General features: G+C 38.6%; 10 protein-coding genes. 7 read left to right on the top strand and 3 right to left on the bottom strand.

Going from position 1 to position 13,557, the window contains the following annotated elements; all coding sequences use genetic code 11:
• Positions 1 to 34: 34 nt before the first annotated feature.
• The 4 genes from EL17_RS17670 (at position 35) to EL17_RS17655 (ending at position 3,222) form a co-directional block, all read left to right on the top strand.
• Positions 35 to 625 carry a glutathione peroxidase gene (locus tag EL17_RS17670; protein WP_035077076.1) on the top strand — a complete coding sequence of 197 codons (591 nt, stop codon included), beginning with the start codon at positions 35 to 37 and terminating at the stop codon, positions 623 to 625.
• A gap of 108 nt (positions 626 to 733) precedes the next feature.
• The gene (locus EL17_RS17665; RefSeq protein WP_035077676.1) at positions 734 to 1,660 is read left to right on the top strand and encodes a 1,4-dihydroxy-2-naphthoate polyprenyltransferase; all 927 of its coding nucleotides are present in this window, start codon (positions 734 to 736) and stop codon (positions 1,658 to 1,660) included.
• Positions 1,661 to 1,967: 307 nt separating this feature from the next.
• Positions 1,968 to 2,816: a universal stress protein gene (locus EL17_RS17660; RefSeq protein ID WP_035077074.1), complete on the top strand. Its 849-nt coding sequence runs from the start codon at positions 1,968 to 1,970 to the stop codon at positions 2,814 to 2,816.
• 49 nt (positions 2,817 to 2,865) lie between these two features.
• Complete coding sequence (locus EL17_RS17655) at positions 2,866 to 3,222, top strand: translation initiation factor (RefSeq protein ID WP_035077674.1); 357 nt, start codon at positions 2,866 to 2,868, stop codon at positions 3,220 to 3,222.
• Positions 3,223 to 3,276: 54 nt separating this feature from the next.
• Here EL17_RS17655 and EL17_RS17650 read toward each other — a convergent pair whose 3' ends face one another.
• From EL17_RS17650 to EL17_RS17640, 3 genes are read right to left on the bottom strand one after another with little or no spacing between them, the layout of a single operon-like run.
• Positions 3,277 to 4,242 carry a hypothetical protein gene (locus EL17_RS17650; protein ID WP_035077072.1) on the bottom strand — a complete coding sequence of 322 codons (966 nt, stop codon included), beginning with the start codon at positions 4,240 to 4,242 and terminating at the stop codon, positions 3,277 to 3,279.
• A 17-nt stretch (positions 4,243 to 4,259) separates the two neighbouring features.
• Positions 4,260 to 5,903 (bottom strand): SusD/RagB family nutrient-binding outer membrane lipoprotein, encoded by a 1,644-nt coding sequence (locus EL17_RS17645; RefSeq protein ID WP_035077070.1) that lies wholly within the window; start codon positions 5,901 to 5,903, stop codon positions 4,260 to 4,262.
• A gap of 20 nt (positions 5,904 to 5,923) precedes the next feature.
• Positions 5,924 to 9,190 carry a SusC/RagA family TonB-linked outer membrane protein gene (locus EL17_RS17640; protein WP_035077068.1) on the bottom strand — a complete coding sequence of 1,089 codons (3,267 nt, stop codon included), beginning with the start codon at positions 9,188 to 9,190 and terminating at the stop codon, positions 5,924 to 5,926.
• A 1,132-nt stretch (positions 9,191 to 10,322) separates the two neighbouring features.
• Between EL17_RS17640 and hisG the strand changes: the two genes are divergently transcribed.
• From hisG to hisC, 3 genes are read left to right on the top strand one after another with little or no spacing between them, the layout of a single operon-like run.
• Complete coding sequence (hisG, locus tag EL17_RS17635) at positions 10,323 to 11,183, top strand: ATP phosphoribosyltransferase (protein WP_035077066.1); 861 nt, start codon at positions 10,323 to 10,325, stop codon at positions 11,181 to 11,183.
• A gap of 10 nt (positions 11,184 to 11,193) precedes the next feature.
• Entirely contained in the window at positions 11,194 to 12,489 is a 1,296-nt protein-coding gene (hisD, locus tag EL17_RS17630; protein ID WP_035077064.1) for a histidinol dehydrogenase, read from the top strand.
• On the top strand, positions 12,486 to 13,553 hold the full coding sequence (gene hisC / locus EL17_RS17625) for a histidinol-phosphate transaminase (protein ID WP_035077062.1): 1,068 nt from the start codon (positions 12,486 to 12,488) through the stop codon (positions 13,551 to 13,553). The genes hisD and hisC overlap by 4 nt, the downstream gene beginning before the upstream one ends.
• The last annotated feature ends 4 nt before the right edge of the window (positions 13,554 to 13,557 follow it).

Genomic DNA, 13,557 nt, shown 5'->3' with positions numbered 1-13,557 from the left:
AGCTTTTAATTATCAACATTTAGTATCATAGTTTATGTATAAAAACATATTATTCCTGGCTTTGCTGGCAATATCCTGCAATGTAGAAAACAAGGTAACCGATGAGTCAATGACTGCCTCCATCCAAACGATAGAAGATATGAGCATGCCAAAAAATTTCCATGAATTCAAACTCAAGAATATCGATGGTGAAGAAGTGGATTTTTCACAGTACAGAGGAAGAAAAGTAATGCTGGTCAATGTAGCTTCTAAATGCGGCTATACCTCCCAGTATGCAGAACTTCAGGAACTTCACGAGAAATACGGCGATAAACTTGCCGTGTTGGGTTTTCCTGCCAATAATTTTGGAGGCCAGGAACCTGGAACAGAAGAAGAAATCAAAACTTTTTGTAGTGAAAACTTCGGTGTGACATTTCCAATGTTTGAAAAGATTTCGGTAAAAGGGGTAGATAAGCACCCCTTATACAGATGGCTATCTGATAAGGACATGAACGGCTGGAATGACAAAGAGCCGGCCTGGAATTTTAGTAAATACCTGATAGATGAACAGGGGAAATTGGTAGATTTCTTTCCAAGTGCTGTAAGCCCTATGGATGAAAAAATTTTACAGCATTTAAGCATCTAAGCTTTAGCGAAAGCGGCGTATTTAATAAATTTGTCCCTATCATACTGAAAAATAATGCAGGTTTTATTGACTTGCAATATTGGTCAGCATTTACAAGAATATATTAAAGTGGAAGTAAAATTAGCAGGCAAAAAAGAGGCTTGGATTCATGCCATAAGATTAAGAACTTTACCTTTAGCACTGGCAAGTATACTGATGGCTAGCTTTTTGGCTTATTACTATCAGTCTTTTAAGTGGGAAATCTTAGTTTTGGCAGCCAGTACCACTACCCTATTGCAGATACTGTCTAACCTCGCAAACGACTATGGCGACAGTATTCACGGGGCAGATAGTGAAAATAGAGAAGGTCCCATAAGAGCGGTACAGTCCGGCATCATTCCACTGCATGAAATGAAAATTGCTATGGTAATATTTGCCGTTTTATCACTGTTCAGCGGGATTTTATTGTTATATGTAGCGGTGAGCAGCTGGCTGATGTTCTGGGGTTTTATAGCTTTGGGATTATTCGCTATAGCAGCAGCGGTGACTTACACCTCAGGAACCAAGCCCTATGGCTATATGGGTCTTGGAGACATATCTGTATTTTTATTTTTTGGATTGACGGGAGTATTGGGTACCCTTTTTCTTCACATGCTTGACTTCCAATCTGCTGTCATATGGCCTGCCATATCCTTGGGCCTGTTCAGTACAGCAGTGTTAAATATCAATAATATCAGAGATATCAAGGCAGATACCCAAGCAGGTAAGAAATCTATTCCAGTAAGAATAGGTAAACTTGCTGCTATAAAGTATAACTGGGCATTGATTATAGGAGGCAATCTATTTATGTTGATTTTCATATTTCAGGAGAAAGCGTGGGGAGGTTTCCTAGCCTTCCTGCTACTGCCACTAATGGTAAGGGTAGGCGCTGGAGTTCAGAAGGGAAAGAATTCCCAACAGATCGACCCCTTTCTTAAGAAGATGGCTATTGCTACTTTGATGTGGGTCTTGGCTTTTGGAGTGGGGTTAATATTAAGCCAGCGCCTGTTGGTTTGAACCAGCAGATAAAAATTTCCCTATCAATAGTTAAATGAAATTTCTTTTTTCATCAGTTTAGGATAGTAGGGACAGTTCAAATGCCTTAAATTAGTTAAGAGTAGGTACTCAGGTCATTGTGCAGCAGAATTTTGACCTCGTCTGGTGTAGCTGCCCAGACCGGCGATTCAATATCCATGGTATAAATATTGCAATGCTATTCCTTTTTTGTAATTTAAAACCAAATTTTCCACTTAAGCCATTAGAGCTATCTGGAACATTGATTTTTAAATGCTCACTATACTTCGGTAATATAAACTAACCTCATATGAAAACCATTTTAGTACCATTTGATTTTTCAAAAGAAGCCAATAATGCTTTCGAATTTGCAAAAGATCTTGCTATCAAAGCCAAAGCAAAGCTTAAAATGATCCATATAGTCGAGCTTCCTACATCCCAGAGTTTCAATACTATGGGTGAGGTAAATCTGGCAGATAACGAAATGAACCAGGTCTTTATGATCGAGCTGGTTGAAAAAAGGAAACAACAAATGGAAACAATAAAGAATCAGTATAAAAATGCTGAATTCGAGTTCTCATCCAGAATAGTATTCGGTAATCCATATGCAGGTATCAGTGCAGAAGTTACTGATATCAAAGCGGACCTGATTGTAATGGGATCCAAAGGCTCCAGCGGGATGGAAGAATTCCTGATTGGTAGCAATACAGAAAAGGTAGTCCGTCATTCTAAATGCCCCGTCATTACAGTTAAGCATCCTGTTAAGGCGGACGATATAAGAAAAATAGTTTTCGCCAGTGATTTTGAAGATGAAAATGAAGAGATCATCGGTGAATTGAAAATAATTCAAAATATATTGGCAGCAGAAGTAACCCTGGTAAAGATCAATACACCCAGCTTGTTTGAGAACAGTAAAGATTCAAAAGCAAGGATCGGAAAATTTGTAGAAAAACAGGGTCTTAGCAACATCAATGTTGAAATTTATAACAGTTCTTCTGAGGAAGAAGGGATCATCGAATATGCAGAGGAGATCAATGCAGATATGATAGCGATGGCTACCCACGGGCGTACCGGGTTTATGCACCTGATCAGCGGAAGTATAGCAGAAGATGTAGTCAACCATGCCAAAAGACCGGTGTGGACAATGAGGAAAAAATGATTTAGGATATTAATTCCAAAATTATAAATCATCTTTCATGAATAAGATTATGGGAAAGAAAAAAAAGAACGACTGGAAGAATCGGGACGGTGTAGTATATTCGACCAGTGATGAGTTTGAGTATGATCACAGTGGATATGAAGATATAGTAACCCTCCCACCCCAACAGCAAAAACTCAAAGTAATGCTGGACAAAAAAGCAAGAGGTGGAAAACAGGTTACCCTTATAGAAGGCTTTATAGGTACGGATGATGATCTAAAAGAATTGGGAAAAATGCTCAAAAACAAATGTGGTGTAGGAGGATCTGCCAAGGATGGAGAAATACTCTTGCAAGGAGATCACAGAGATAAGGCTGTCGAGGAACTTACTAAGGCTGGCTATAAAGCCAAAAAATCAGGAGGGTAAAACAGAACATTAATATAAACTTTAAGCTTAAAGTTTTTTTATAAATTGATCCTATTATCTAAGACCATCAGGAAATGGAGCATCTTCATTAGCAAATATAATAACCGTGCCACCTTCATTATAAGTATTTACCCATTCGATGGTAAGCTGGGTGCTGGATGAACTGAGTACCGTCATAGAATAAGAGTCACCATATTTATCTGTACCGGAGATACTGAGCGCCCCACAAGCATCATTGAGTACAACAGCTCCTGTGCCCCAGTCATCATTTATACAGCCCCAGTACCCAAATGTCCCATCAGATACTTCATAGGAAATCCCGTCTTCTCTCGGAATGAACGTAATTTCTCCTGGTACATTTGCCGGACATGCACCAATAGGACCTGATGCTTGCACCACTGTAGTTCTATATGTTCCACCGAGATCTGAAGGACAGACTACGCCAACATTATATTGGAATGGTGAAGCATAAAACAAACCTCCTTCTACATCTGCACTCCGATTATGATTGGAAAAAACCCTTCCCATCCTATCAGTAAGAACCAATCTAAATTCAAAAGTATCACCACCTTCAATATCTTCGGAAGTAAGGCCAAGGGCTTCCATAGCCACACTTGCCGGAATATCAAAAGAAGCCCTTAAGAATCTCGATTCAGTATTTGGAGCAAAATCAGCCGCTGTTAGTGTATGAATCAATATATCTGTCCATTCTCCTCCCGAAGGTTGCACTGGCACATAGGCTAACCCTACACCAGGAATAAGCCTTCTATGCCTTACTCTAATTTCTACAGTTTCTACTGTAGCCCCATTTTCAGCATCAACAGCTTCCAATGTCAGGGCGAATCTAGCTCCAGTTAGGTCAAAGAAATTAAAAGAAGTAGAAGTCCTGGCTATGGTCCTTAAATACGCCCCGGTATTGAAATCCTTATAAGGTATATTTGGTTCTACAAAATCTACACAAGAAACCAAAAAAACCATCCACATTAATAATGCCCCCTGTATGTATTTATAATTTTTCATATGTTTCATAAGTTAAATTAATATATAAATCCTTCAGGGTTATTATCCCAAAATACTCTGACTCTTTGACTGCTTTTCTGAATCGCAGTATTATTGGTTACCATATAGTTATTTGGATAAAAGAAAGATCGCGGATACTCACCAAAAGAAGCCAACAAACCTGGTTGCATATTAGCAGGCTTTCCTGTTCTTCTATGCAGATTGTAAGCTTCATTGCCATTTCCGAATAATGACAACCAATATTCTCTACCAATCACGTTCAGTCTAGCATCATTAGATCCAGCCTGTGTATATTGGTTATCTACATAGGCTATATATGCAGCTATTGCTTCTGACCACTCTTCGTCAGGGTAAAATTCTCTGATATTAGCAGCATCCGCTGTAGAAAGTGCATAGTTCCTCACATAATCCATGTGCTTGTTTATAGCCCTTAAAGTATAAACTTTAGCATCTCCAGTAGTTCCAAGTGTGAGCGCGGCTTCTGCTAACATAAAATCAACAAATGCTGCTAACATAATGGGCTGTACTCCAGCACCCTGCCCTCCAAGGTTAGCCCCTGATGCACCACCTACATCTTGACCTGCATCATTATCGAACTTACCTCCTGCTGGATAAATTCCATAGACTGACTGTTCAAGTCCATCGGGCGGGATACCTTCATTATTTAAATGGTCTCTTCCCCAGTAACCCCGGTTTCCTGGTAAGCAAAACGGCCATCCTCCAGCCAAGTAATGGGAAGGTGCTATTTCATTGATACACCTTAATTTATCAGGATCTGTAGGATTGACCAATACCTGTCTATAGATATAGTATCTCGCTCTTGGATCATCAAACCCTTTAGCTTCGGTTAAATTCCACATGTACCATGTAGATTGATAATCGCCACCACCAGAACCATACTGGCTGAAGCGTGGATGCCTTGAGTCGGGATTGGATTGAGAAGTACCATATCTAAATACAAAATCATCTCCTGCTGATATGAAATTATTTGTAGTAACCAGTGCATTAATGGCACTAGTGCTACCTGCTTCATCAATTAATCTCCTATTTAAATGATATTTTAATTCCAGAGAATTAATGAGTTTTATCCAACGCGCCACATCATTGTTATAATAAAAGTCGACCGGTAAGTTAGGCGTATCCATAGCTAAAGACAGCTTTGCCTCTTGCAAAGCTTGATAAGCTGCTGCATAAACACTTTCACCTCCATCCAATGCAGGATTTAGATTATTTGGATCCAATGCCTGAGAGAAAGGAATATCATTAAAATAATCTACCAAAGTCATCAAAACCATAGACTTGAACACTTTAGCTATTCCAATATGTCTTGGCACCGGAGAAGATTCATTTAAATTTTCCAGAAACTTGATGTCATTTAAAATATTAGCATAGGAATTAACCCAAATAGTGTTATATTCTACAGAAACATAAGCCAGCTCATAAAGACTATTAGGCTGGCTCATCATTCTTGTTAATCTCATACCATTCGTACTGGTAGTATTAAACAAGGCTGCGTAATCTATTTGAATTTTATTTAAAAGAAATGTGGGCGAAGCTGTCTCAGCTGTAACCACATTGGGGCTGTCCAATAAATCTAAATCACAAGAGCTCACTAGTAGCGTACTCAAGGCGAATATAAAACTGTATATCTTCTTTTTCATAGTGTTTTCTTTATAAAATATTAGAAAGTAAGAACCAAAGTACCACCAAACCTTCTAGAACTTGGGCCAGTTACAAAGTCAAAACCTAAACCATTCCCTACACCAAGACCTAAGACATCGGTATCAAAGTTCATGTTTGGTGGAAAGTTCAAAGCCCTGAACCATAAATTAGTGCCACTAATAGCCACGGAAGCCCTCTTGAAAGGTGTCCTGCCCACCAAACTCTGCGGTACATCATAACCTAAGGATATTTCTCTCAACCTTATCGTGCTACCGTCAAATACATTACTCTCATCTGCAGCTCCGTGATAATTATTGAAGAAATAATTAGAAGCAGTTACCTGAATATCGTTTGGAACATATCGAGGAGTACCATCTTCATTGACCCCCTGCTGTTTTACACCTGGAAGGATAAAAGTCAGCTCTCGGTCAGCTTCAGGGTCTGCTGTTACTCCTCGTGCCAGCGAAGCTGTAACGGTATTGGAAAAAATGGCTCCTTTATGACGGTATTCCATCATTACAGAAAGGTTAAACCCTTTGTAACGGAAAGTATTAATCCATGATCCAGTCCATGCAGGGTTTGGATCTCCTAATTCCACTGCATCAGGAGTAGGCATATAATCGCCGTTTGCAAGGACAATTTTCTGCCCATCAGGGGCTCGGTTTATACCTAGTCCTTTGATTATGTTAAACGGTCGTCCTTCCACCGCAAAGTTCCCAAGATCTGTAAATCCTTCGATCACAATTTCATCCAGTCCGCCCCCAAGCTCAGATACAACTGATCTATAAAGGCCAAAATTGACTATAGATTCCCAATTAAAGGCGGAAGTAGCTACAGGAACTACTGTTGCTTGGAATTCTATTCCTCTGACACGCATGTTACCAATATTAACAGCTGTGAGGTCATATCCTGTAGAGGGGTCTATTGGGGCTTCAGTAATCAAGTCCCTAGTATTTCGCTCATATAAAGAGAGTTCATACCTAAACTTATTATTAAACATAGCGGACTCTATACCGACTTCAAATTCTTGCTGGAGTTCTGGTTTCAAGTTTGGATTACCTAAAATCGGATTAACTGAATGTGTTTGATATATGGTCCCCCCACGCTCAAAGGCACGGGCAGATTGATTCAGGAAATTTCGAGTTCTATAGGGAGAGGGAAAACCTGCTGAAGTTCCAAATGCCAATCTTAACTTCAAAGAATTTAAAGTGGGTGAAGTAATATTAAAAGCGTCTGTCGGAATAAAGGATACAGAAGCACCTGGGTAAAGTATCCTTCGGTTTTCAGCTTCTACAGTGGAAGTCCAGTCATTTCTTGCAGACAGGGTCAAGAACAGATAATCATCATAATCTAATGTAACTTGTGAATATAAACCCATTCTTCTCTGTTCTTCCGTAAAGTTCAAATCTCCATTTCTCCTATTATTTATAGTAAGGGGATCAGTATTGGCATTTACTTCAAAGTTCGAATGACGGAAAAGGCCGAATGCGAGCTGATTATTAGAAGATAATCCATTTTGCGTATAAAAATCATATCGAGTATTACCCCCTAATAAAGCACTGAACCCTAGCCTTTCTGATAGATATGGCCGCCAGTTGATAACTAAATCCTGGTTCCAAATATCATTTCTAATATTGACAGTTCTATAGTACCCTTGATTTACTAATAAACTTACACCATTTCCGCCACCCCTATTATACATGGCTTCCTGAGTTTCACTATAAGTATCAAGACCTAGTCTATACGTAACAGATAGATTATCATTGAAGTCATAATTCAATGAGGTAGAGTTAAAAAATCTGTTTACCATACTTGTATTTTTATAGTATTTCGCAGCCCATATAGGATTTACCTGATCATTATTTCCCCTGTAATAAACTGAAGAACGATCTATAGGATTCTCATAAGGCAAATTCGCTAAATCTACCGTTCGAGGCGTATAAAGTACATTGGCAAAAATGGATGGTATCCCACCGTCAGGCCCAGATCCATAAGCCGCATTCACCGGAGGAGATTCAAGATCTGTTCTGGCAAATGTAAAGGAAGAATTTACTGAGAATTTATCTGAAATGGCCGCATTAAAGCCTAATCCAAAATTAAATTTCTCCATAGCATTGCCAGGTGTAAACCCTTCTTCATTAGTATAACCAAAAGAAGCGCTTATACTGGCGCGGTCAGTAGAGCCGGATACTTGTAATGAGGTGTTGCTGATCAAACCCGTTCTAAAAAAAGCGGTGCTGATATCCTCATAAGCTTTGAATTCATACGGGATAGCCCCATATGGATTAGAGGCAGTAATGAGACTGGGGTCTCTGAATTCTGGAAAAGCATTTCTGATACTGGCTACACCAGAACTACCTATGGGATGGTTCAACATGATACCCTGATCCATTCTTGGGCCAAAGTTGGAAAAAAAAGCTCCTGGCTGCTGCTGGAAGCCATTTCCATATATTTGCCCGAATTTAGGTAGGGAGGCCGCCTGATTACCAAAGACTGACTGATTAATGGTAACTTCAGTGGGCCTTCTTTGGGTAGAACCTGACTTAGTTGTAATCAATATTACACCATTTCGTCCTTGATCGCCATATAATACAGTGGCTGAAAGGCCTTTAAGCACGTTTACACTTTCTATGTTATTAGGATCTATATCTAAAAACCTAGATGAAGTAGTCGCCCCTCCTGTAGCAAATCCACCCTGAGCATTAGTGCCTGAACTGAATGGCACTCCATCCACAATAAATAATGGTTGGTTAGAGCCTGTAGCGGAAGAGTAACCTCTGATTACAATATTAGTACCTGATCCCGTCATCCCGTTGGTAGCAGTGATATTAACACCGGCTACTTTGCCCTGAAGTACTCTAGAGACATCTGCTTCTGGACGGTTGGCAAGTAATTCATCCCCTACTGTAGAAACTGCATAACCTAAGGCTTTCTTGTCCCGTTCTATCCCTATAGCTGTCACTACTACTTCGTTTAATTGAGCTGCATCAGGAGACAAGGTAATGCTTATATTATTTCTATTGCCCACCGGTATTTCTTGTGTAGTCAACCCCACAAAAGAAATAATAAGAGAATTATTCCCACCGGGTACATTGATGGTAAAATTACCATCAATATCAGTCACAGAACCGATAGTAGTTCCTTTAACCTGAACAGTTGCCCCAGGCAATGGTTGCCCATCTTCGTCGGAAATTACAGTTCCAGTAACTAACCGTTGCTGAGCCATCACCTGAGCATTCCAAGCTATTGTACATAACATGCACGCTAATAGTAAAATTTTTCCCATAAGTATATTCTTGTTAAGTTAAATTGAAAAATAAATTACCGAAAAAATCAAAAAAGTTAATTTTTGAACAATAATAGTATATAAAAATAAAATTTTATTTTTTGTCCAATTACGGACATATAATTATTAGAAAAATATTATAATTAATATTAATAACAATATAAACACCTGTAATTATTGATATACGGTTACAGATATCGATAAATGTGATAAAATATAAGTTATATTCGGCAAATCAAACATTTACATTCAAATAAATAGATTTGGATTATTAGATAATTATTATCCAAAATATTCTATGGAAAATATAATTCTCAAAATAGACCAAAAAAAATTAAAAAAAAATTTCTAATAACAACAATTAAAACCATTATTAATTTTAAATTAATAACAAATAACAATAATAAATTTCAAAAAAATTTTTAAAACATTTCAAAAAATTAAATAAATTTAAAAAAACAAAATTTTATAAAATAAAAAATTATATTTTTATAATATTATAAAAAACATTTAAACAAACCTATATTTTTGAAAATAACGTAATTTTTTAATTTAGTCCTTATAATTTAAACCGTTAAATATATTAAAAACAAAAATAATTCATAAAACCCTATTAAATAAAACCTACAAAAATTAAAGGTTAATCATAAAATACAAATTCCATAATTGCTCATCAAAAGTTATATGAGTTAAAATGGCATGGTATCTTATGTGAATGATCCTGATGAACTCCCTGATACTTAAACTTTATTTTTTAGGGCTTAAAACTTATATCCTATAGCTGTTGGTTCTTAAAATGACCTATAGTCTCACCTGATATTTAAACCCTTTCAAACTTATTTATTGCCTGCGAACTACGTTATGTATATGATTTTTAAAGTCATAATTCTTCATTTAATCTTGCAATTTATCATAACTACCTTATCTTTGTAACCTAAGATGAATACTTTAACCAGTCATATCTCCCAGGTTTATACTTTTATAGCGGCAAATGCCCCTGTTCATCATTTCCATCATTCCTCGTAAAGAGGAAAAACATTATCATATCGCCCCTAGTTGGCTGTATTGTATTCTTTACAGCCCGGTCTTGGATAAGACCCTTAACCAATATTTATACCTATTTTAATCCAACATGGAACCCATCATCAGAATAGCTGTCCAAAAAAGCGGCAGATTAAGTGAAGACTCATTAAGCCTCATGAAAGAATGTGGCATCAAATATAACAACGGCGGAGGGAAACTGAAGGCCACCTCTACCAACTTCCCCATAGAGTTTCTTTTTTTAAGAGATGACGATATACCTGGGTATGTGGCAGACGGTGTGGCAGATTTGGGTATAGTCGGAGAAAATGAAATAGTTGAAAAAAACAAGCAGGTACAGACCATCAGAAAACTTGGTTTTTCCAAGTGCAGGTTATCTTTGGCCATACCAAAAGGAGAAAATTATACGGATCTTTCTTATTTTCAACATAAGAATATAGCTACTTCTTACCCTAGGATACTGGGAGATTTTTTGAGGGAAAATAACATCAACGCTGAAATCCACGAAATCAGCGGTTCGGTAGAAATAGCACCGAGTATAGGTTTGGCAGAAGGTATTTGCGATATAGTAAGTTCCGGCTCCACCCTGATGATGAACGGGCTTAAAGAAGTAGAAAAAATATTTTCGTCTGAAGCAGTACTTATCAGTGGTGGAAATCTCCCTGTAGAAAAGCAAGCCATAGTAGACAAACTCCTTTTTAGGATAAATGCTGTCCAAAAAGGAAAGAGCAATAAATATGTTTTATTGAATGCCCCCAATGATTCCCTTGATAAAATCATTACCTTAATACCCGGTATGAAAAGCCCGACCATTCTCCCCCTTGCCCAGGAAGGCTGGTCCTCGGTCCATTCTGTACTGAGTGAAGACCAGTTTTGGGAAAATATAGAAGAACTTAAAGCTGCGGGTGCACAGGGGATATTGGTGGTACCAATAGAAAAAATGGTCATATAAACATTTTCTTATGAAAGTTTTAAACAACCCTTCCAAAAGTGAATGGAAGAGCCAACTAGCCAGGCCAGCCCTGGAAATAAAGGAAATAGAAAAGCTGGTAAAACCTATCATGCGAAAAGTCAAGCGTCAAGGTGATAAAGCGCTTATAAAATTTGCCCTAGAATACGACCATGTTGAAATCAAAGATCTATTGGTAAGCCGGACCGAAATCAAGAATGCCTCAGCACAGGTAGCACCAGAACTGAAAGAGGCCATCCTTAAGGCAAAAGAAAACATTGAGAAATTTCACGAGGCACAGTCTACACCTGACTTAGAAATGGAAGTGATGGAAGGTGTCACCTGTATGCGTCGCAGTGTACCTATCCAAAAAGTAGGGCTATATATACCTGGCGGTACTGCTCCGCTCTTCTCTACTGTACTGATGTTAGGCATACCTGCTAATATAGCGGGCTGTGAACAAGTGGTGCTTTGCAGCCCTCCAAACAAAGAAGGCAGCATACACCCTGCTATTTTGTATACAGCGGATTTGATAGGCATAGATAAAATCATAAAAGCCGGGGGCGCTCAGGCTATAGCGGCCATGACCTATGGTACAGAGTCGGTACCCAAAGTGGATAAAATATTCGGTCCCGGAAATCAGTATGTCACTGCTGCCAAACAACTGGCCACTAAAAAGGGCACCGCTATAGATATGCCAGCAGGGCCATCTGAAGTCTTGGTCTATGCAGATGATAGTAGTATTCCTTCTTTTGTCGCATCAGATCTTCTGTCCCAGGCAGAGCATGGCATAGACAGCCAGGTAATACTGGTAGTGGATAGTGAAAAACTGAGCACTAAAATATCCAGAGAAATAGAAAAACAGTTGGAAAAACTTCCACGAAAACTTATCGCTGCCAAAGCCCTGGAAAACAGCGTCTCAATAGTGATGCCCAATCAGGACAAAGCCATAGACCTGATCAACGAGTATGCCCCTGAACACTTGATCATAGTGGTGCATAATGAAGACGAGGTAGCTAAAAGAATCATCAATGCAGGTTCTGTATTCTTGGGCAACTTTACCCCAGAGTCTGCCGGGGATTATGCATCAGGAACCAACCACACCTTACCGACATATGGTTATGCTAAAAATTATAGCGGTGTATCACTGGACAGTTTTGTGAAAAAGATAACGTATCAAAAAATAACAGCTGCAGGTATCAAAAACCTCGGCCCCACTGTGGAGACTATGGCTGCCAATGAATTATTGGATGCCCATAGAAATGCCGTTACCATTAGACTGGAGTATTTAAAAGAAAATGGATTATGAGTTTCTCCTTAGACAAAATTCTACGCCCACATATCGCCTACCTACAGCCCTACTCCTCTGCCAGAGATGAATATTCAGGAAAGGAAGGTGTTTTTTTAGATGCCAATGAAAACCCTTATGGATCTTTAACAGAAGATGCTTTTAACAGGTATCCTGACCCCTATCAGTTAGAAATCAAGCAAAAATTATCCCTAATCAAGAACATTCCATCTGATCAGATCTTTCTGGGCAATGGAAGCGATGAAGCGATCGATTTATTATTCAGGGCTTTTTGCATTCCGGGGAAGGACAATGTCATCATCTTACCTCCTACCTATGGCATGTATGAAGTCAGCGCAGGTATCAATGATGTAATGGTAAAAAAAGTAAACCTTACGGCAGACTTCCACCTTAGGCCAAAGGAAATAGTGGAAGCCATAGATGATCATACCAAAATCATCTTCATCTGCTCTCCCAATAATCCAAGCGGGAACAGTCTTAAAAAAGATGATATAGATTATATTATACATCATTTCAATGGACTGGTGGTACTGGATGAAGCTTATATTGATTTCACCACTGAAGCCAGCTATATAGGAAAGTTGGACAAATTAAAAAACCTTATGATCATACAGACATTTTCTAAAGCTTGGGGACTGGCTTCACTGCGTATAGGAATGGCCTTCGCTTCTAAAGAAATCATCAGGATCATCAATCGCATCAAACCACCCTATAACATCAGCGGCCTTACCCAAGTCAAGGTTTTGGAAGCCCTCGCACAGGCAGATAAGAAAGATGAAATGGTCAGCAGGATACTTAAGGAAAAAATATTTCTGGAAGAACAGCTTGCTCAGCTACCCATCGTCCTTCACATCTACCCATCAGATGCCAATTTCCTATTAATGAAAGTTACAGATGCCAAAAAAATTTATGGATTCCTGATAGAAGACCAAATCATCATAAGAGACCGCTCGAAAGTCGTCCTATGCGAACAATGTCTCAGGATCACGGTGGGTACCCGGGAGGAAAACACTACATTATTGACATCCCTTTCCAAATATTCAAACCTTAATGAGCGACCATAATTAT

It is taken from the genome of Anditalea andensis (assembly GCF_000714815.1).
Lineage (GTDB): Bacteria > Bacteroidota > Bacteroidia > Cytophagales > Cyclobacteriaceae > Anditalea > Anditalea andensis.
Note: the sequence above shows the minus strand (reverse complement) of the source record. Positions and strands in the feature narration are given on the sequence as shown.